15 protein-coding genes are annotated in these 20,280 nt (G+C 56.1%); 6 read left to right on the top strand and 9 right to left on the bottom strand.

The genetic code is table 11. The features are described 5' to 3' along the window. Positions 1-50 precede the first annotated feature (50 nt). Complete coding sequence (locus L867_RS0104490; RefSeq protein WP_146086581.1) at positions 51-4,076, bottom strand: hypothetical protein; 4,026 nt, start codon at positions 4,074-4,076, stop codon at positions 51-53. Between the two features lie 291 nt (positions 4,077-4,367). Then, positions 4,368-4,634 carry a helix-turn-helix domain-containing protein gene (locus tag L867_RS26700; protein ID WP_084638457.1) on the bottom strand — a complete coding sequence of 89 codons (267 nt, stop codon included), beginning with the start codon at positions 4,632-4,634 and terminating at the stop codon, positions 4,368-4,370. 126 nt (positions 4,635-4,760) lie between these two features. On the opposite strand from L867_RS26700, the gene L867_RS0104480 reads away from it, so the two are divergent. From L867_RS0104480 to L867_RS0104465, 4 genes are all read left to right on the top strand, one after another. Beyond that, the gene (locus L867_RS0104480) at positions 4,761-5,651 is read left to right on the top strand and encodes a LysR family transcriptional regulator (RefSeq protein WP_028735770.1); all 891 of its coding nucleotides are present in this window, start codon (positions 4,761-4,763) and stop codon (positions 5,649-5,651) included. A gap of 483 nt (positions 5,652-6,134) precedes the next feature. Then, on the top strand, positions 6,135-6,977 hold the full coding sequence (locus L867_RS0104475) for a DUF932 domain-containing protein (protein WP_028735769.1): 843 nt from the start codon (positions 6,135-6,137) through the stop codon (positions 6,975-6,977). A gap of 379 nt (positions 6,978-7,356) precedes the next feature. Further along, positions 7,357-7,959: a competence protein CoiA family protein gene (locus tag L867_RS0104470; RefSeq protein ID WP_232363888.1), complete on the top strand. Its 603-nt coding sequence runs from the start codon at positions 7,357-7,359 to the stop codon at positions 7,957-7,959. A 4-nt stretch (positions 7,960-7,963) separates the two neighbouring features. Next, entirely contained in the window at positions 7,964-8,734 is a 771-nt protein-coding gene (locus L867_RS0104465; protein ID WP_232363887.1) for a hypothetical protein, read from the top strand. A 298-nt stretch (positions 8,735-9,032) separates the two neighbouring features. On the opposite strand, the gene L867_RS0104460 is transcribed toward L867_RS0104465, so the two are convergent. Beyond that, positions 9,033-9,326 (bottom strand): hypothetical protein, encoded by a 294-nt coding sequence (locus L867_RS0104460; RefSeq protein ID WP_028735766.1) that lies wholly within the window; start codon positions 9,324-9,326, stop codon positions 9,033-9,035. Then, positions 9,307-11,340 (bottom strand): PHP domain-containing protein, encoded by a 2,034-nt coding sequence (locus L867_RS0104455; RefSeq protein WP_028735765.1) that lies wholly within the window; start codon positions 11,338-11,340, stop codon positions 9,307-9,309. The genes L867_RS0104460 and L867_RS0104455 overlap by 20 nt, the downstream gene beginning before the upstream one ends. Positions 11,341-11,729: 389 nt before the next feature. Between L867_RS0104455 and L867_RS0104450 the strand changes: the two genes are divergently transcribed. Then, the gene (locus L867_RS0104450) at positions 11,730-12,266 is read left to right on the top strand and encodes a hypothetical protein (RefSeq protein ID WP_028735764.1); all 537 of its coding nucleotides are present in this window, start codon (positions 11,730-11,732) and stop codon (positions 12,264-12,266) included. 254 nt (positions 12,267-12,520) lie between these two features. Here L867_RS0104450 and L867_RS0104445 read toward each other — a convergent pair whose 3' ends face one another. Together L867_RS0104445 and L867_RS0104440 are read right to left on the bottom strand one after the other, a co-directional pair. Then, positions 12,521-13,354 carry an HNH endonuclease signature motif containing protein gene (locus L867_RS0104445; RefSeq protein WP_028735763.1) on the bottom strand — a complete coding sequence of 278 codons (834 nt, stop codon included), beginning with the start codon at positions 13,352-13,354 and terminating at the stop codon, positions 12,521-12,523. 1 nt (position 13,355) lies between these two features. Then, positions 13,356-14,876 (bottom strand): AAA family ATPase, encoded by a 1,521-nt coding sequence (locus L867_RS0104440; protein WP_028735762.1) that lies wholly within the window; start codon positions 14,874-14,876, stop codon positions 13,356-13,358. Between the two features lie 187 nt (positions 14,877-15,063). Here L867_RS0104440 and L867_RS0104435 point away from each other — a divergent pair, with 187 nt between their 5' ends. Then, the gene (locus L867_RS0104435) at positions 15,064-15,420 is read left to right on the top strand and encodes a hypothetical protein (RefSeq protein WP_028735761.1); all 357 of its coding nucleotides are present in this window, start codon (positions 15,064-15,066) and stop codon (positions 15,418-15,420) included. Positions 15,421-16,149: 729 nt separating this feature from the next. On the opposite strand, the gene L867_RS0104430 is transcribed toward L867_RS0104435, so the two are convergent. The 3 genes from L867_RS0104430 to L867_RS0104420 all read right to left on the bottom strand — a co-directional run bounded on the left by L867_RS0104430 (position 16,150) and on the right by L867_RS0104420 (position 19,674). Continuing rightward, on the bottom strand, positions 16,150-16,662 hold the full coding sequence (locus L867_RS0104430) for a GrpB family protein (RefSeq protein ID WP_037172593.1): 513 nt from the start codon (positions 16,660-16,662) through the stop codon (positions 16,150-16,152). Between the two features lie 109 nt (positions 16,663-16,771). After that, positions 16,772-17,527 (bottom strand): alpha/beta hydrolase family protein, encoded by a 756-nt coding sequence (locus L867_RS26695; RefSeq protein WP_084638482.1) that lies wholly within the window; start codon positions 17,525-17,527, stop codon positions 16,772-16,774. 209 nt (positions 17,528-17,736) lie between these two features. Next, positions 17,737-19,674: an elongation factor G gene (locus tag L867_RS0104420; RefSeq protein ID WP_028735758.1), complete on the bottom strand. Its 1,938-nt coding sequence runs from the start codon at positions 19,672-19,674 to the stop codon at positions 17,737-17,739. Between the last annotated feature and the right edge of the window lie 606 nt (positions 19,675-20,280).

Below are 20,280 nucleotides of genomic sequence, written 5' to 3'. Positions count from 1 at the left end.
GCGTGCGAAAGCGCTTGGAGTTGCCGAAGCGGCCACGGGTTGTTGCGACTTTACGGGCAAGGTATCTTTTCCCCGTCAGACTGATTTAAGAGCTCCACCAGCACTTCACGGATAGGAGCTATTTTTGCCGCGGCGCCTGGCGCTGCGGCGAAAATCAATCGGGTAGCTCCCCCAAGGGTTCTGTCGTTTTGAGCCAAACATGATTCGATTGGAGGGACATTGATGCTTGGTGCTTTCAATCGAAAACGCTGATCCCGAACGATCCGCTCCCAACTTTCGAAAATCCAGTTGACGACTGATTCGTTCAAGCACTGCCGCAAATTCGAGCTGCGAAGATGGATCAGCATCCACGCGCCGCTCCACCAGATTTCAAGTGGCGCCACGACGGCACCCTTCCCCAAAAGATGGATCGTACTTGCTGCACCTTCCCGATCGCTTCTAGCTTCAATTGTCACTGTCCCGGCCATGCGCTCTAGGAGGGGATGTAGACCGGCGATTTCCTGAGTTTGCAGGCCCGCGGTTGCTGCGTGGCTTACGGCGCCGATGTTGCCAGCAATGACAGCCGCGAACATGAAAGTAATGAGGTAGTCTTCAGCGACCATGAGCAAGCTTGCCGGCGCGGAAATTAGATCGAAAGGCTCGATTGATCCCCGCGTTGGATTTGCCAGATCTTCGTCGTTTGACCCAGGAACGTGCTTTGTCATGAAATCGTTAAGCGCGACGTGGCGACGGATGCGCCAAACGATATTTGAAGTGTCATGCTCGGCTATCGCGCGGCAGTCTTCGCTGAAATTGCGTTTTATCTCGTAACTTAAGATGGGGCCGCGATTGAGATAACGACGGAACTCCCGGTGAAAACCGGTGGGGTTGGAAAGGAGCTCGTCGACGTCTGCGAGAAGGTAGAACGCGAAATCAATATCGCCCAATGGATGAGTGCGAATTGCTTCATTAGGTTCGGGATTGCTAGCGCAACCAGCGGTGTAATGTGTCGCTTGGAAAAGACTTACGCGGCCGCCTGTCAATTGATCATATATCCAAAGCACCGCGTGCCGGATTATCCGATGGCAGTATGCTTCCGAAAGCGAGCCGTCAGCATCGAGCTGTTGAACCTGCTGAAGGGCATCCTTCAGTTTGGATACAGCTATATTCGGCTCCCCGGCCTGATATGCCGCATGAGCACTATCGGCAATTAGCCCTATCGCCATAGCTTTCACGACCGGAAGATCAATGCCGGCAGCAGCCGTACGAGCGCGCTCAAACCAAGTCCTTGCGTTCGCCCATTCGCCCAGTTCCGCCGCACTGATGCCCGCTTCACGCGCGATGTAGGCTCGTTCGATCTGGTCCTGGCCGCCTTGGTCTGCTGCTGCAGACAGAAGTGGTAAAGCTGCGGCATGATCTTTGCGACGCCATAGAACCTTTGCCTTTGCGCGTACGATGGCGATGTCGAAACCAAATCGACGGTCGGCATCCTCCAGGCAGGAGATCGCGAGGTCAGGGTCACGGCCATTTTCATCATAGCAAATCGCTTGGGCGATTGCACATCGCGTTGCGAGCATTCTATTCTCCCAACTGAAGGCGATTTTTGCAGCCGCTGCGTAGAGGTCAGCGGCTGCGGACCAATCGAATTCCGGATCGCGTCCCTCCTTCATCCAGCCATAGTTGACCAAAATCGAGATATCGCCTCGGCCCGGTTGATATGAGGACAGGAAACGATCTCGACGTTCCGCTGGCTCTCTGTCTAGCTGAATCATTAGCTGGTGGAAATCGGCCACTCGCCGGATGTTCTGCATCTGACAGGCGAGAAGAATGCCACAGACGTGTGGGTCTATTCCCGTTTTTGATTGGACGATCTGCCGCATACCCTCTAATCGGCCAGCCAAGTTCGTCAGGTCATCCAAGCGGACAAGAAGGTCAATCCAGTTCGGAAACAGCTCGCCGGCTCTTGGATGAAGCAAGACCTTCGTCAGCATCGTGCGTTCGAAATTGCCGTTTTCATCAACTTCGCCGCGCTCCTGCTCAAGGACTGCAAAGCAAGCCTGAGCTTCGGCGGCAGATCCGTATGGCAGTAACGCAAGTAGCTGTGCGAGCCTCATCATAACAGATAGCGTCGGCTCGCCTGGTGAGATCGGAAAATTTAGACTGAACTGTGCAATGTCTGCTATAAATGGCGCTAACAAATCCAGTGTTTCGACACCACAGGTGATCACGCTCGTCGCAAAAGCGAAAATCAAACTGGGATCAGCACTCCCCAGAGCGTGATGCATTAACATCCCACTGTCCAGAACTGAGATACTGTCTCGTTCTAACAGCGACGTAGCAATGAAAGAATGGATCGCTTTCTGGTCAGGAACACTAAAGACCTTCTCAGCTGTGCCCGAAAGAAGCGGGGAAATGCGGAACCGGTCTTGTCCGATTACCTCGATCCAAGGACCAATAAGGCGATCAAGCACCAAGCCTGGAAAGGCAACGACCGGAAGAATTGCGCCAAGTGCAACGCCCAGGTCGCGATCGAAGGATCCGTGGATCACACTGGCCCTAAACAACAGATGTTGTGCCTCGGGTGGCATTGCCGAAAGAAGGCGTGAACGAACGGCGTCGCGTTCGGCATCTATCTCCTCAAAAACTTGCTCAGTGAGGATTTCCGAGATCGCTTTCCTAGACCACCCCACCGATGAAAGATACATGACTGCAGCAATTGTTAGTTGCGGATGGCCACGGGAGGCAACGCGGAAAACCGGTCCAGCATATTTTGGATCGCCGCCTGCCAACTCCACAAGTTCCGCAACTTCTGTTTCGTCGAAGTAAGGAATTTCTACAACTGCGGAAACGTCACATCCGAGCCGGTGTAAGACCGACGCCGGCGGCGCGACGTATGATGTGAAGACGATTGTCACATCCCTCCTTCGCGCGAGAGCGATAACGCGGGTGAGGAGATCGCGGACTATCGGAGCGTTCGCCTCGTTGAGGTCATCAAGTATAAGATTCTTGGCTGGTCGGGAGGCAAGTTCGCCGATCAGAAGTGACAAACGAGCTGCTGTCTCATTCGCTGTTAAATCCCGAAAGTAGACGATGCCCCAGTTTATGTCATCCTTCCCTGCCAACAGCTTTGCTGCGAAAGACTTGCCGAGCCCAGCGGCTCCGCACGCGAAAACAAGGCCTTTTGCCCGCCTCGTCGCGTTGAGCACGTTCACTAGCTTTGGTCGTGATGTGACCAGCGATGGCAGCGGTACGTCGTGTACATCGGTAAGAACATTGGACTTGGAGAAACCCCCGGTCGCCATCTGGTTTTGGAGACCGGATGTCAGCTGTTCCAAAGGGACTGATACAAGAGCTGCTGCGTCAATCAGCGAAAGCAGATCGGCACGGCGCAGTGAACGATGTTCAATATGTGTCGCTGTTCCAAGTACATGTTCGACAATCGCGGGAACTAGAGCTCGCCCAACGCTGCTGGACAGTCTGCGGGCCGAGGCAACATATTCTATCATGCCAGCTTCGAGATCGCTGCGGACGCCCAGTATATCTGGTGCACCGCATTCCCAATGAATGCGTGCCAGAAAATCACCGCGAAGCGCGTCATCATCCAGGCCCGCAATATAGCTGAGAGTTTCTGCCTCTAATTCCAGGCTCAGTAGCAGTTTGCGTAAAGGAGCAACATCTGCGCCAGCGGCTGCACGCCGCCAATAGTGAAGGGACGGCTCAGACCCTACACGCTGATCCTTGGTTCGCTCGGCTCCAATTTCGGATGTAGTGAGATAGTGGAAAAAGACCACACGGTTAGGGTTTCGATTGACCAGATCGACGAATGAATCCAACGCTTTTCTTACATATGAGGATTGTAGTGTAATCGATCCGCTGCCCGCGGTGTCTCTTACTTGAGTCCCCCTAAGTGCATCGGCCGTAACGATTGCGTAGTCCTCAGCGACTTCAAGATGGAGTACCTCATGGTCCGACAGGCGGAGCCAGGCAAGCCCAGAAGCATACAGCTGGTAGCCATAGCCGCGGAGAGCTGCTATCGCTTGGGTTTTTGCGTCACCTATGGGTTCGGTGAGGCGGGGTCCCGATTCAAAGGCTGTCATGAGTTAGAACTATCACAGCATAGCGTGTTCCGGAGCTTGGATTTGCAGCTTGGATGTGTTGATCCCCAGAAAAGAGGCGGAATACTACTTGGCCACTCTTTACGCTGCTACCTGAAACGAGCGTCGGCATCGGTTATTGGTGCCCCCGATCAAATCTAAGACCTTTCAATAGGTTATGGTTCGATAAAAGGGTACGACGGTCGTTTCCCATCAAGGCGCAGGTGGCCCGGCGAAATAGGTGCGGCTTGTGGCGCGAGCCAATTTCGCATCAGCGGCTTCAATCGATTTCGTCTAACGCACCCTTGGCTTCCTACCTGAAGGGAGAGGCAAGGGCCTCGATGCTGAAGCATCGAATCCGCTGAAAAGGTCTGCGACGGGAACGTCGAGGACAAGCGCCAGCGTTTCTAACGCGGAAACCGTGACGTTTTCCGTCCCCCTCTCAATTCTCCCCACGTATGAGCGATCAATGCCCGCCTCCAACGCAAGCCTTTCCTGAGAGAGGCCTTTCGCCACCCGAAGTCTTCGAATGTTCCAGCCGATGATTTTTTTGGTGTCCATTAGGACAGCATGCGCTATTGAACGCTTGACAATCGACGGACTAGCAGTCCCCAATTAGTCTAGCAGTCTGAGCGCTGTTTGCCTTGATCTGATCGGTATGACTGCTCCGCAACGGGGAGACTGATGATGGAAATCCGCCAACTTTCCTACTTCGTGGCCGTCGCCGAGGAGCTGCACTTCGGACGTGCCGCCATGCGGGTGAACATCGCCCAGCCGGCATTGAGTACGCAGGTGCAGGCGTTGGAGAAGTCTCTGGGCGTGCAACTGCTGCTGCGCTCGACCAGGCGAGTGGAGCTGACCAGAGCAGGGGAGGTGTTCTACGATCGCTGTGTCAGGATGCTGAGCGATCTGGAACTGTCGGCCGAGATGGCCCGCTCCGTTGCCGGCAAGACGGTGCGCGAGATCAGGATCGGGACGATCTATCCGGCCACCACAGGTGTGCTGCCGGCGTTCCTGTCGCGCATCGGCCGGAAATATCCCGACATCCGCCTGCATGTCTCCAACGGCTCGACCAGCGATATCATCCGCCAGCTTGAATGCGGGCGCATCAATCTCGGCTTCATCCGGCCGGTCGAGAATATCGGCTCGCTGCGCTTCTTCTCTATTGCCCATGAGCGCTATCTGCTGGCGGTGGGAAGGGACAATCCGTTGGCCGAACTCGAGGAGGTGTCGGTTTCGGATCTGCGGGATCACAAGATCATCGGTTTTCGTCGGCAGAACCTCTCCTTCACCGAGCGGTACTTTGCCGAGAAGTTCGAGGAGCACGATCTGACCGGCAATGTCGCTTACACCTGCGACGACACCTTCGCGTTGATCTCGCTGGTGTCGGCCGGACTTGGTGTCGGGTTCGCGCCGGAATGGACTTCTGAGCTTCCTGATCGCGATATCGTCCTGAAGAAGGTTCGGGGCATCGATTTCAAGATCGGGCTTGGGGTTGCCTGGAACAAGGAAGACCCGACGGCGGCGCGTGACGACATCATTGACATTGCACGGTCGCTTGCGCGGCCGGGGCGGTGAGGGGAGGGCGGTCCCTGGCGGTCCCTCCTATGGTCCCGCGCGCCGGGGGCTGTCGGTCCCGCCTCCCGACCTACGGTCGGCGCTATGCTGAGGCTCCTGCGGCAACCCGTTTAACCGGTCTTGCGGGTGGCGAACGGCTTTCGCGGGCCTGGCCCGCTACAGCTGGTATGCCCATTTTCCTGTTTGCTGATGGTCGCCATTCATGGCGACCTTCCAGGTTGGACGGCAGCCGGGCTGCCGGCCTTGCTTTGCCCGCCTGTCGCAGGCCGGTGCTTGGGGGTCTCCCCCCGGCGCGGTGTCAAGGGATCGCTGGCGCTCGAAGGGGCCGGTATCCCCGACCTTCCTCTCCTTCGGTTCGTGCAGGCCGGGCGATACCCCTCCGGCCCCTTCGCCCTTGCACCTTGCACCCCCCGGTCTCGGCGACGGCCAGGGTTGCAGCGCAGCGCTGCGCTCCAACCCCGTCCAACAAGGAGGATCAGGATCATGACCTATCAACTGGCCACCCGCTTTGCCCGCTCCGCCCACCAGATCAGCGGCCGCGAGGCGCTCGACAATGAGGCGCTCTTTCGCCACGTTCCGTCGATCTTCGCCAGCGAGCCGCATGACAGCCGTTCGCATCGTTATGTCTATGTGCCGACGATCGACATCGTCGAGCAGTTGCGGCGGGAAGGGTGGTTTCCCTTCTTTGCCGTCCAGGCGGTTCCCCGCGATGGCGATCGTCACGGCCATGCCAAGCACATGCTGAGGATGCGGCGCGATGATGGGATCGGCAAGTCGGAAGCGGCGGAAGTCATCATCGTCAACAGCCATGACGGCACCAGCGCCTATCAGATGTTTGCCGGCATGCTGCGCTTCGTGTGCACCAACAGCATGATTGCCGGCGAGCGCTTCGAGGAAGTGCGCGTGCCGCATAAGGGCGGTATCGAGGACAAGATCATCGAGGGCGTCTATACCGTGGCAAAAGACTTTCCGCGGCTGATCGATGCCGCCGAGGGTATGAAAGAAACCAGGCTCTCGAGGGACGAGCAAAACGTTCTGGCGAGCGCCAGCCTGATTGCCCGCTATGGCGAGGAGAAGAGCTCGCTTCGCGCCGCTCAGATCGTCACGCCGCGGCGCCCCGAGGATGCCGGCCAAAGCCTGTGGACGACCTTCAACGTCATCCAGGAAAACCTCATTCGCGGCGGATTGCCGGGCCGGCGTCAAACCGCCCATGGCCAGGTTCGGCGCAGTCGCACCCGGCCGATCAACGGGATCGACCAGAATGTCGGTTTGAACCGGGCCCTCTGGACGCTCGCCGAGGAGATGCAGCGGCTGAAGTCGATGTGAACAGGCGCACCGGAGCGCCGAGGGCAGGTGCCTTCGGCGCGGTTGCCGGTGTGGTGCATGGAAGTGAAGGTCGCCTTTGGGGCCGTTTGCAGAATGTCGGGTTGCGGGCGACGAAAGACATATAGCTGCCATTCAATCTACTAGTCAGCGATAGCAGCTTGCGACCAAAGCCCGCCTTTCGTGAAAGTCCGCATGCGACAGAAGCAGTCATTTGTGTGACAAGGTGAAGCTGATATTCTGAATGTCAGGACATTGTAGCGCAAGCGCGCGGGGGGACTATCGCGTGATCTATGCTTGGATTGATGGCGTAAAGCGGCAACCGATCGCCAAGGGCGAGCGCACCGTCTGCAAGGATTGCGGCGGGCGAATCACCTCAGTCATGCCCGCGCAGAACGTCAAGCACTGGCGGCACAAGGCGGGCGATTGCGACCGCTGGAGCGAAGGCGAAGGCCCCTGGCATCTGGGCTGGAAAGAGCAGTTCGACATGGAATGCCGCGAAATTGGCCTTTATGACGCCGCCGCCGGTGAGTGGCACCGCGCCGATGTGCTGTGCGGTGCCGGCACGCCGATCCCGACCGTGCTGGAGCTGCAACACTCCAGCATCAGCGAGCAGGAGCGCATGGAGCGCGAGGCCTTCTACCGCCAGAAGCATCGCATGTTCTGGCTTGTCCACCTGCACGACGAGCATAGCTTCACCGGCACTAGCTTCCGCCTGTCGCTGGGCCTCGGCGCGCGCACGGCGGCCGTGGACGGCCATAATTTCGAAATCGTGCACTTCGCGTCGCGCAGCAGCCAGTTCATCGAAAAGTGGAAGCGATCGAGCGCGCACGTCTTTTTCGATTGTCAGGGCCACATCTTCTACCTTGCCAATGAGAGCGTGGCAGCGCGGGCAAATGGCGGTCTTCCGCTGAAGAAAGGCTATTTTGCCTATTCCCGGTTATCGCAGGAAGACTTCATCCGTGCCGTGCACGGGGCGGGCTGACACCATGACCGACCCTAACGGCGGCCTGATGGTGGAAATGGGCAATGGCCTCGAGAGCTATATGGCTGCGGCCGACGAAACCGCGGCTGAGCTGCTGCAAGGAGACAACGGCCTCGTGGCCGCGCTCAGGCGCTATGATGATTATCTGCGCCGCGGCCTCTGGGCGCATGTGGCACGATCGTCTGCCATCGGCTTCATCCTGCAAATGAACGCCTATATGGCGTTTCTCGCTGGCGTCCGGATGGCCTTGAGCGGCCATCCGGCCGCAGTCTTTCCACTCGTCCGCACTGCCCTGGAATCCGCTTCCTACGGCCTGCTGATCGAGCGCGATCCCGCCCTCGCCGACGTATGGACACACCGCCATCGCAGCGAGGCCGACAGGAAGGCCTGCCGCAAAGCCTTCACCTTCGACCAGGGCATCGTCCACCTGAAGGACACGGCACCCGACGTCTATTACCTCGCTAAGCTCGCCTATGAAGACGCGATTGCCTTCGGCGCGCATCCGAATTTGATGGGCGTCGCCAGCCACCTCTCGATCGACGAGAACCGTCCGGACGGCATGACCGCCGTTACCCTTGCTAGCTTGTATGGATCGACGCACGTCGAAACCGTGCGCGGCCTATGTGCCTGCCTCGATTTCGGGTTTGCGATTATAGGCATGATCGCCCTCGCCACGCCCGATCCCGGCGAGGATCGGGTAAAGCGACTGATCGAGGAATTGCAAGCGCTCAATGACCTGAAGAACGATGCCGTTGCGCCCTATCAGCGCCCCTAATAGCTTTCCGCACGCCGCACGCCGCACGCCGCACGCCGCACGTTTCCGTTGGCCTGTCGGGGTGGTACCACCGATTTGCCCAACGGTCGGAACTGGTTCGTTAAGTGACCGGCAGGATGGGGCCGAGAGGGGACTGTCCGATGACTGCATGCCGAACGGTGAAGCGGACATCCACGCATGCGATTATGCGGTCCGCGTTCGGCCCAAATCCGTCATTGAAGGTCTATCTGTTTGGGCCCGGCATTTGAAAATTCATTGTTCAAGCGGGAATTGAGGGATGAGCTATGGGGTTAAAGCATCAAGACGCGTACTTGTTAATCTCATCGAAATAAAGTCGTTCGCTGTCGTCTTTGAAGGAAGATTTACTATCAGCGAGCGAGGATAGTTTCTGGTAAATGTGAGTGTAAACGATTCGGTGGACTTCATTATGCAGATTTCCTTCGTCAGGGGCATCCATTTGGACATCACCCTCAAGAAATAAATCCAGCAGAGAAAGTAGCCCATCTTTGTCAATCTCGTCAATTTTGCGCCACTCTTCGGAGCTTTGCACCCAAAAATGTCCGCACCCCTCTTCAATCTTTAAGATTTTCATAGGTAGAACTCCGTTCTTCATAGGTTTTCACCCCTGCTTCCAGGTTTCCAAGAAGTATGTCTCTTGTATTCACCTCAAATCCATCTGTAGAGACAAGCCTCTTGCTTGTTGGTGACCCGGAAAAAACTCGCCATTTGATCGTTGAGTCCTCTATTCTTTTCTGAGTGTAGAGGAGGTAATCCGGGCGGATCGAGACACCGACAGTGTTATTGTGCGTGACTACGACAACGGGCATCTTCCTAGACATTTCTTTTATAATTTCATTAACTTCAGACTTCAGGAAATGGTTGTCAAATGACGATTCTGGTTCATCTATGAGGAGAATATCTGCAGAATTCGCGCCCTCAATCTGGTCTAGCAAGAAAAACTCCGACCGCTCACCTCCAGATGCAACGAGCCCATCTCTATTCAGAATCTTATATTCAACCTTGACTAGGTATCTGCTGAAATCAGCAGCTTCAACTGGAGACCCAATATTTCGGAGTTCTTGTAGGAATTCATAGGGCCTATCATACTTTTTGAAGGCGGAACTGAAGGCTTTTTGCGATCTGGAAAGCTCTTTTAGTTCGCCGCTGCCGGTAAATGGGCCGACCTGCGCAACAATGTCAAAACTACCTTTCTTCTTACGAAGCGGTATCTTTGGCTTTCGAGCGGCTTTCACCAGTTCTTCGAATTTGGCTACAGCTCTTTTGTTAGTCGCGACTCGCAGAAGATCAACGTTCGTCACACTTGTCGTAGATGACTTTCTCTGAAGCTTCGTTTTGATGTCATTAACGACACTGTTTACCCAATCCCTTTTTAGATTACCCTCAGTCTGGGTCCCGTATGAAATCATCAGCTCAACATACAACGCTCGGAGTGCGTCCAGCGGAATGTGCTTATCAATTAATGATCTATACTCAACATTGCTGACGAGGCGTTTTGTGGACTGTATCAGCGTTTCCAAGCCAGTTAGGTTTTTTTGTTGAAATGGCTCCTCGTTGTAAATGGTAGCTTTCGAGAACGCGTCGTGGCGACTTGTGTCTCGCGCATAAGTCAGCAAAGAGGAGACGTACTTCTCCACGGAGTCCAGGTCCGATTTTAGGTCGATTTCGAGCATATGGCCAACCGCATCTTGCAGGCCTGCCAAATATTCTCTGGAGAAAAGGCTTGTTTTCGAACTAAGAAAATCTTTGAATTTTCTTTCATCTTCCACATCATCGCGAGCAACAAGATCGAATTGCCGTATATATCTAGTGTTCTCCGCGCCGAACCACTCGCATATTCTTTGAAGCGTATAAGATTTTCCAGAAGACCGATCGCCCAGCACCACATTCAATCCAGTCGAAAGCTTCTGTCCGTCGGGAAATATTTGGAAGTGGCTGTACCCGCCAGCGCTCGACAAAGACACCTTATCTCTGTCCTTTAAAACCTGCCTCAGGGTACCGAACGTTAGCTCCTCACAGTCAACATATGTCTGTTTGGTAGGGAGATCGGTAAGTCTGTCACTGATTCGGCAGTCGCTAAAAAACACTGGGACGAGCTTTTCGGGGTCTTTGTGGCAAGCCATGAATTTCTTAGGGCTACTGACTTCGCCGCAGTGAATAAGACCTTCGAATTTCTCCAAGGTTTCAGGACTTATACCTGGCTCCTTCAGATAATGTGGAATGATGATGTAATGACGGAGGTCGCCCAAAATAGACTTGAAGTCTTCATACCGCAGCGGCGACCCGCTCTCTCGCCATCTTTGCTCGACCAAATTGCATACACCAGCGAATCCATCTAGGTCTCGTCCGTCGGCCAAGACCAAGATGTGACATTTTTCAACATCGATCTCTATTCCCGGAAGAACAGGAATATCTAGAATTGACGTGATTTTCTCGAATTGCGCCCTATCAAATAGATTATGGTTTGTAATCGCAATGCAATCTAGTTCAGCATCCCGCACATAGCGCTTGAGATTGTCTTCGCTGAACAGAAAATCTTTATCCTGAGAGCTAGTCTTTGTGTGGATGTGTAAATCTATTTTTTTCAAGCAAACACCCCTCCATCCCGCAACAATCTAATATCGGATTTGGAAGGAGGAAACCATACGATGAATGTTAGTTGTACTTTTTTCTGCGAGGCAACCTAGTGCTCCGCTATCACGAATATCCATTTCTGTCCGACGGTAACCTACAACCTGTCGGTGACGAGAGGGTCCTAATTGGGCAGGACCTGTCGTAGAGCGAATATGCGTTCTTTGCGCACACGCGCCATGACGACGCTTCAGAGGTATGGCCGCTTTTGGGCATCTCACCAGCTTGCCTTTACGTCCTACTTGAAGGCGCATATCAGCGACACCTTCCAGTGCTTATGGCAATGATGCACCAGACGAATGAAGCTACCGACGTTGTATAGCGGGGCTTGGTAGGAGAGAACGGGATGGACGAACACCGCAACCTTGTGTTCAGCGAAGAAGATATCAAGCTGTATAGCCGGCTCGATATCGCCTGCAGAGACTTGCTCGATGCGATGTCGTTCGGCGCCTTCATCCTGAAGAAGGGCTGGAAAGCAAAGCCGTGGAGCCGCGGCTCCACCTATCTGCAGCAGTCGGCCTTCGTCACCAGCATGGTCGTATCCTATGGGCGGGCGTTTTCGAACAGCAACGGCTGGGGATACTTATCGAAAGCCATGCGGGCATCCTTTGACCCCGACGAAGCCAGTCTGCATGATCGCTTGATGACAGATCGAAATCAGCTTTACGCTCACTCGGACTCTATTCACTACCCTTTGACGCCCTGGGCCTCCAGTTATCACTCGGATGTCATGCACTTCCAGGAGCGGGCGGTATTTCCTGGTGACATCTTGAAGCTGCAGGATATGTGCCGGAAGGTCATTGCGGCCTGCCGCGCAGAGCAGGCACGAATCAAAGCGAAGTATCAATGCCGCCGGTTTCGTCGGCCTTATGAGGCATGGTGACGACCATGTGGAGCGCCTTACGTCCGGTCATTTACTCCGTCAGACGAAAGCCGCCGGTCCGCTTTCCACCCCAGGTCAGTCATTCTGTCCGACTAGACGGACGGCGGCTAGCTGAAAGTTCAAAGGAAAACCCGGACGATCGAAATGAAGGCGGATTGCCGATTGAGACTTGTCGACCCCATTGCTGCCATTGAGATTGCGCAGGCATTGTGACGACGTCTGGCCTTGGCAGACGGAGTGGGGGTAAGATACGGCTAGTTCTGAAATTGACCCGCGCAGAAGGCATAGTTCTCGGCCGCTGCGCGATAGCCAGCGGCCTCAAGGGAGTTGCCGTGTCGCGAGAAGTGGCGGTCTGACTCCCCGTTGAAATGCGCCGCCATCCCGGCACTGCCGAGGAGGGCGAAGTTATCCGCCAGGTCGCTCTCGATCTCAACGAGCAGCCTGGAGGCGCGTTCTTGAAAGCGCCGGTCAAGCTCGAGTGTTGCAAAGTGATATGCGAGCCTACTGGCAAGATTGCCATGGAGCGCGGCGTCCAATTCGACCCGGTACCGGAGCACGGGCCCACCGGCTTCGAAAATGAGATCCGCGAACAGCCAGCGTACCGCAGGTAATACATCAAAATAGGGATGCAGGAGATAGTGTGCCGAGTCATGCGGCTGATCAACCAGCTTGATATGATTGCAGGCATGACAGATGGGCACGAGGTTGGCCGGACAGACATTTAGCTCGCGGTAGGCAGCCTTGTGAAGGAAATGGTCTACCTCGTACACTTCACCAAACGTGCAGTATGGGCAGTAGCGGGCAGAGTTTCTTATCTTGTCATAGGCCCATCTCCCAGTCCCAGCGGCATCCACGAGACGCTTGTCGTAGAGCGCACGGACCAGTTTGTCTTCTGGATCGGCTAGTGCGATCGGCGCGAGGGCGGCCAGCCCGCCTACTGTCGCTGCATCTACATAGGCCACGCCGGCCGCGGCCACGCGGTCGCCCAGAGCCACAAGTAGGGCCCGTTCCGTATTTCTCTGAGTCTGGCTGACGCATTGATCGTAAAGGCTTCGGTGGTTGATTTGAGGTATTGCCAGGGAGAGCAATTTAGTCCTCCCTAGTGACGAGGGCCCGCGTCAAAGCGCGACCCTCGCTTCCAATCTGATCGCCGAACTGCGCCACAACAAGCTCGTAGTTCCGACCCGGTGCCGCCTCCTTCAAGAGTTTGTAAAAGCCGCTCTGTTCGAGCTCGAGCCCGAATACTTTCCGCGTGAGCACGCTCACGTTCTCAGCAAAAGTTTCGTCCTCGGGGCGCAGAACCCGCAAGCTCTCGCCGGAGCGCATAAGCATCGAAACACAGCTGGCCGGCACTTCCTGCAGCACCACAGGTGAATGAGTCGCGACGATTGCGACCGCATTTCGGGATGTGAGGAGATTGGATAAGGCGCGAACGAACGAGCCTAACAAGGGCGGATGCAGGTGTGTTTCCGGTTCGTCCATCAGCACTAAAGATCCGTCACTGATGTACTCGACAAGCCGCGTCAGAGTCAGCAGGACAACCTTGTGGCCCGAACTCATGCGGGCGAAGCCGTTCGATATCTGCGCCGCTACCGCTGCCGTTTCGCGGGAAACGAACAGTGCCTCTACATCGAGGTCGCCGATGCCGGGATCCGATGACACGATGCGCATTGCATCAAGCCAGCGCTCCAGTCGTTGTGGGTTGGCCGCGACATTGTTGATCGAGTCCCGGAACTCGCCGTCGAGATCGTCGGACGACTTTATGGTCGCACGACCGGCCGCCTGCGCTCCCGCAGCTTTGATGCCTACGTAGTAATAGGGCAACGTGGTGTCCGTGCGCGCATGGCCCGAAGGGATGGGGTCGAACCGGTCGAAGGCGCTAAAGGACACGATCACGAGATTGAGGAATTCGTTCGGATGCGCCTCCGCTCCGTTGAAGATGAACTGTCCATGGATGCCAATTGTCCCATTCCGGTTATCCATGAGGGCGTCGGCCATACCAGCGAGCAGACGCGTTTTCCCGACGCCGTTGCGGCCGATAAGCACGTGAATATTGGTGGGGGGGCGCGAGTCCGGCTGAACCTGGAATGCACATCGCTCTACACCCGGCAGCCCTGGAGCTCCGGGAAAGTCAAAGTAGAAGCTGTAGGGTGTGAGGCTGGCGTCCCCACGAAGAATGCGCGGAAAACTCCTGGTGACATCGGTCGAAGACACGTCGCGCAGCAAAGATGAGCGCATTGCTTGCTGGCCGCGGAAGGACTCGAAGATGGCAGGATCGGCAGCACAATCGCGTAGCGCCCCCAGATGTCGGCGGCGAAGGGGCAGCGTGAGGGCGGACAAAGCGATGTAGTACTCCCGCCCGCTCCCAAGCGAGCAGTAGCTTTCGTCCAGAGCGTCGAAGGTTGCCGGCAGCTGCACATAGCCGCTGCTCATGCCGGCTTGCATGATCCTGATAGTACCCAGGTCATGCCGTTCCGCCGCATCGTCGAACAAGACAACTTCGAATAGAGTCTTGAATCCAAAATCATCCCAGCTATTGCGGATGAGGTAGCAGGTGTCGGACGCAACAAAGTCATCTCCGACCCGTCTTTCAACAACGTGATACTGCATGTGACCGGCCTTTCCCTGACGCTAGTATTTGCGAACCGCGGGACGGGAGCAAGCTTGCTAGAGCTGAAATTTCCATAATCGGGCCGGATTCTAGTTGGCTGGGTACAGAAAGAGGCGCAGCCATGTCGTGGGGGCCAAAATCTGGTATAGGCTATGCGCTGCTCCCAGAGGATTTCGGAGGGTTGATATGGCAGTGATTATACTCATACGGCGTGTTGTGCGCCCCGAGCGACTAGAAGAATTCAAGACGAAGTATGTCGCCGAACGGCCCGATCATCCCGGCTTCATCGCCGAGTATCTGACGCAGGTAAACTTTTCAGAGGAGCTTCCGCCCGGACTTCGCAGCTTGGCCTTGGTTGCCGGGAATGGTGTGACGTTCGTGAATGTTGCCTTCTGGAAGAGTGCCCAAGATTTTGACAACCACTTCTCGCCCAAGCCCTTCCACGATCCGGAGCTGGAGCTGGAGGATCGGGTGCGGGTAGTGCTCGACATTGCTGATGCGGTGGGAGACTTAACCGCCGCCTTGGTGAAGCGGCAGTCCTAATTCGCTTCTTGTCGTCTCAGCAAGAAGCTCGTCAATGACCGGTAAAAGACCGGGCGTAGGCACGAACTTCAATCAATGAAGGATTGTCTGCGTCACGCTGCTTCCGGCCCGAACAGAAATCTGGAAGCGCCCAGCACTGCGGCAGCTATCCCTATCCGCCCTGAATTGGACGCTACGCCAAATGCTGGCAATGTCCGCTTCTGAGAACCGGCCAGTTATGGCTGAACGGTCGGAACGAAGGCGAAAGCGGAGTAGGTCACTCGGTGCCTTCAGAGGATTGACCAGTTCATCGGGCGAATTTTTAACCGATAATGAATGCTTGGAGTATTTGCACAGAGCCAAGTTTCATGGTTTCATCCCCGAGCAACTAGAGAAAAGTGCCGTAGATGAGTGGCTTCACTGCAGAAGAGATCAAAGCCGAGCAAGACCGACGAGCAAAAGCGCGTACGCACGGTCAGATCATCGAAACGACTGGAAAGGGTAAAGACACGACCTGCCTGCATTGCGGCAGCCCCATGCATTCTTGGGACGCGAGTGATCCTAGGAACCCGCTTTGCGATCTTTGCCTCTAGCAGTTGATGCGAAGCGAGAACGTGAGACCGAATCTGCCGCGGTCGCGACTTACCACCATCATAGCAGACTGACGGCTTTCATGAACTCAAGCGGGCGGCTTGGATGACCGATTCGGGGCGCAAAGCAGAAATCACTTCCGCTATTGGCCCCAAGCAGTCATACCGTGTCCTTCTGTGCCGCGCAGACCGTCTTGGAAATGAAAGCACTTTTCTCCAAGGTATAGCGATCACCGTCATACGGGAACTGCTCCGCAAGGCGGCGTTTCAGGGTCGAATATGCCAAGGCCGCATCGTCGTGTTGGCGGAGATAATTTCGGAAAAGCACCCTCCTCTCATGCGTCTGGTTGGTGGGCGGGCAGAGGTAGACCCTTATTTGGGGTGAAGGGCATTTCAAAAGGAATGCCCATACATCATCATCATGCCGGTTGCCGCGAGGCTCAAAGCCAGCGCGGATGAGGGCCGCGCTTGCATCGGGTATGTCGCCGAGGCCTGATACTATGACATCTACGTCAAGGATCGGCTTTGCGGCCAATCGCGGCACTGCGGTGCTACCGATGTGCTCGACTGCCACGACGCATTCCCCGAGTGTTTTTCTCAAGAGGCCTTCAGCCGTCGAAAAGTCATTTGCCCATTTTGGATCGTAGGGAACAAGTTCAACCAAGGTCGGCATCAGCGCATCCGTGATCGTGGAGGACAGACCGATATTAGCCTATCCAGCCAGCGAATGTCTCCTCTTGTCGCGGCGCGAAAGACGGCCTCCGGCCCCAAGCGGGTGACGTTCAATGAACAGTGGTGATTGGAGCGAACACGCGAGTAAGGAAATCGCGGAGTATGGGAGCGACCTGCTCGCGGGGAAGGCGATGGCCACCCTCAAGAGTATGAAGGCTTACAGGAACACCTTCCCGTGCGAGCGCCTCAGAGAATCGTTCGGCCTGATCGACAGATGCGCGATCATCATATTTGCCGTGAAGAAGTAGGGTTTCTGATTTGATGTCATGCGAATGATAGAGTGCGGACCGATCCAAGAAATTCTTGTCTGAGATACCTGCTTCCTTCTGGATGGCTTGTTGCAAGCCTCGCGAACTGTTTTTATAGGCGTCTCTCAGGTCATAGACGCCTCCAGTCAAGATGATCGCTTTAAGATCGACCACCTTAGTTGCCACCATGGCAGAGGCGACAGCCCCACGGCTGTTTCCATAAAGGACGATCCGCGTTGGATCGACCGATGGCTGTTGCTTGAGGAAATCCAATGCCGAAATTATCGATTTCTGAGTAGCCGGCCCGCAAAAGTCCGAAGGGCCGTCCGATGCGCCGAAGCCGGGCTGTGATACAGCGGCCGCCGTAATTCCGAGGCGAGAGGAAAACCTGACAAGCGACCCGTCATCGACGGCTTCTCTCCCACCAAGAAATAGTCCTCCCTGATTGCCGTGGACGAACAGTATCGCTCCATTTTGTTCATCTGACGCACGAACCTGAAACAGCTCAACGCGAAGGCCATCGCCCCGGTCTATTATATGCTGTGTTACCTCAGGCATGGCAGTACCCCCCATTGCAACTGCTGGTGAGGATACGATGGCATGTCCCACTGTCAACGGCCGCTGTTGGCGCTTCCGCGCCATGACGGTCCTCGGCCCTAACCGGACAGAAAGCCTCCGATGGCCGAGTTCAGGTGATAGAAAGAAGGCACCGTTTATCGATGCCTCCCTCATTTGTGGTCATCGGATTGCCAGCCAGCAGCCGCGCCTCACCGTAGTCGTGCCAGGTATTCCGAACGGTCGAACGGATTGGCACTCATGCGGCGCCGCATCGGCGGCGTTCCCACCAGCGCAGCATGGTGATCGAAGACTGTTTCCATGATGCCTGCACCGCTGGAAAGTCCTGGCAGTTGCTGGCGGATGTTTTGTACCTTGGTTGAAGGGATCACTCCTTCCAGCCGAGCGACACCGCTATCGATCTCGGTTGCCCGCACCGCGCCGCCCGATTTCGACAAAAGCACATGCAGTGTCGGAAGCACGGCAAGCGGAACCTCGACCTGAAATCGCTCGAACGGTTCACAGACGACCGTGTCTGCAGCGACAAGAGCGCGGGCCAGAACAAGCGGCGTCAGGGATCGAAAATCGACTGCCGTGCTCGAAGGCGAACTATGCTTCAGCGCGGTGACCGCCACATGGCAATCGATCACTGGCCAGCCGTAGAGACCTGCCTTCAGCGTTTCTGACACCGCTGCCTCAACGGCACGGTAAAAGCTCGCCGGCATCTGCCCGACATCGACTTCCAGAGCAAATGTATTGCCTGACCCTTCGGAACTGGGCTCGATACGCAGGCCGAAAGTGGCCAGGAATGGATTTGGCTCCTTGAAGATGACTTCGATTGCTTCTCCGACACCGATCGGCCGCTCGGCATGGATGACGGTGCTCTCCTCAAATACCGCGTCTACACCGAAATCGCGCAGCAACGTTGCTTGGATCACTTCCTTCTGTACCTCGCCATAAAGCGAAAGAAACATCTCGCTGGCATCGGCATTGGTTCGCAGGTTGATCAGCGGGTCCTGTTCCGACAATTGCTGCAAAGCGGTCCAAAGCTCTCCGTTCTCGGACGGGTTGCCGGAGAGGATGCGCGTTTCCAGGGTTGGAGCGGCAAATTGCGGTGCGAACGGACGCAGGGCAACCGTACCGAACTGGTCTCCGATCCTTGCAAAGCTGAGGCCGCTGACCTTGACGATCTGGCCTGCGCGAGCCTCGGCCTGTTTCTTCAGCGCACCGTCGTCAAAGACCTGAATGCGCGTGACCTTGCAGACACCACCCGGCAATTCGATCTGGCTACGCTCCAGAAGCGAACCGGCTGTCAGGTTGAGATAGGCGATCTTCTCGCCACCCCATCCTCGCTCTATCTTGAATATGTTGCCTGAAAGGGGCGCCGCCACATCCGGCGTTCGGCTCGGCAGCAGATGCTCTATGGCGCCGATTAGATCGGTGACGCCTTCGCCCGTCATCGCGATCCCGCAATAGGCAGGGTGCAGGAGGCCACCAGCCACCTGAGCCGCAAGCGCGGATCGAAGCCGGTCGCCGCTGATCCTGTCGGGAGCCAGAACATAATCGTAGAGCAGAGCTTCATCATTGGCAGACAGCGCCTCGCTGATAGCCGAAAGGCCGGGATCGCCAGTGAGATCGACCGGTGTGACGACCGCATGCCTGCCGCCGGCATCCCGCACAGACGACATTGCAAGAGGCCGGATTCCGAGCTTGCTCTCGAATTCGGTAAGCAGCTCGCAACAACGGGCACCGGGCCGGTCTATCTTATTGACGAAAAACAGGAACGGGATGCAGAGCCGTTGTAAAGCCCGTACCAAAACGCGAGTTTGTGCCTGCACGCCTTCGACAGCCGAAACGACGACGATCGCCGCGTCGAGCATTCTCAGCACCCGCTCGACTTCGGCTATGAAATCCGGATGTCCAGGCGTGTCGATCAGATTGACGGAGAGATCGCCGATCCGAAACGACACGACGGCCGCAGCAATCGTGATGCCACGCTGCCGCTCGAGCTCAAGGCTGTCGGTCTGGGTATTGCCGCCGTCGACGCTGCCAAGTTTCGCAATCGCGCCGGTATCGAAAAGCAGTCGCTCGGTAAGGCTAGTTTTTCCTGCATCCACATGGGCCAGAATGCCCAGATTCAAAATACGCATATCGAATCATCTTCTCAAAATTTCCGTTCTGGGTTTCTTGAGAAGGGACTCGGCGCATCGGGGCCTCACTGGAAAAAGAGATAAACTATATGCTGCGCTCGCAAGCACACTCGCCTTTGTAATTTCTATACGTTCAGACAGTCAAGGTCACCAGAATAGCTGGACGGGGGCATTCTGCACTCAGCTTCCTGGTCGAATGTCTCCTTTTGGCGCTTTGCGGAATTGAGAAGCGGACAGTCTGCTCCTCGGCATCTGCCTAACCTCGTGTCCGAAAAATCGGCAGCAGGCCAATCATCGATATTGCCAGGTCGCTCGCACGGCCGGGAAGGTGAGGCCGAGCCTGGATGGGGGAGGGCGGTCCCTGACGGGACCTCATATGGTCCCGCGCGCCGGGGGCTGTCGGTCCCGCCTCCCGGCCTTCGGCCGGCGCTATGCTGAGGCTCCTGCGGCAACCCTTTTAACCGGTCTTGCGGCTGGCGAACGGCTTTCGCGGGCCTGGCCCGCTACAGCTGTAACCGGTGTTCAGGTCCCACGTTGCTCGTTGCCGCCTGATCTGGGATCGACATTCCATGGATCATGAACGGGAGTTTCTCCATGGAGACCTCA

Origin of the sequence: Paenirhizobium selenitireducens ATCC BAA-1503 (assembly GCF_000518785.1) — a bacterium.
Lineage (GTDB): Bacteria > Pseudomonadota > Alphaproteobacteria > Rhizobiales > Rhizobiaceae > Allorhizobium > Allorhizobium selenitireducens.
Note: the sequence above shows the minus strand (reverse complement) of the source record. Positions and strands in the feature narration are given on the sequence as shown.

Coding starts and splice junctions, on each gene's coding strand:
- L867_RS0104480 (WP_028735770.1), top strand. CDS start 4,761: ATGGAAATCCGCCAACTTTCCTACTTCGTGGCCGTCGCCGAGGAGCTG.
- L867_RS0104420 (WP_028735758.1), bottom strand. CDS start 19,674: ATGCGTATTTTGAATCTGGGCATTCTGGCCCATGTGGATGCAGGAAAA.
- L867_RS0104440 (WP_028735762.1), bottom strand. CDS start 14,876: ATGCAGTATCACGTTGTTGAAAGACGGGTCGGAGATGACTTTGTTGCG.
- L867_RS26700 (WP_084638457.1), bottom strand. CDS start 4,634: ATGGACACCAAAAAAATCATCGGCTGGAACATTCGAAGACTTCGGGTG.
- L867_RS0104475 (WP_028735769.1), top strand. CDS start 6,135: ATGACCTATCAACTGGCCACCCGCTTTGCCCGCTCCGCCCACCAGATC.
- L867_RS0104465 (WP_232363887.1), top strand. CDS start 7,964: ATGACCGACCCTAACGGCGGCCTGATGGTGGAAATGGGCAATGGCCTC.
- L867_RS0104460 (WP_028735766.1), bottom strand. CDS start 9,326: ATGAAAATCTTAAAGATTGAAGAGGGGTGCGGACATTTTTGGGTGCAA.
- L867_RS0104430 (WP_037172593.1), bottom strand. CDS start 16,662: ATGCCGACCTTGGTTGAACTTGTTCCCTACGATCCAAAATGGGCAAAT.
- L867_RS0104470 (WP_232363888.1), top strand. CDS start 7,357: ATGCCCGCGCAGAACGTCAAGCACTGGCGGCACAAGGCGGGCGATTGC.
- L867_RS0104450 (WP_028735764.1), top strand. CDS start 11,730: ATGGACGAACACCGCAACCTTGTGTTCAGCGAAGAAGATATCAAGCTG.
- L867_RS0104490 (WP_146086581.1), bottom strand. CDS start 4,076: ATGACAGCCTTTGAATCGGGACCCCGCCTCACCGAACCCATAGGTGAC.
- L867_RS0104435 (WP_028735761.1), top strand. CDS start 15,064: ATGGCAGTGATTATACTCATACGGCGTGTTGTGCGCCCCGAGCGACTA.
- L867_RS26695 (WP_084638482.1), bottom strand. CDS start 17,527: ATGCCTGAGGTAACACAGCATATAATAGACCGGGGCGATGGCCTTCGC.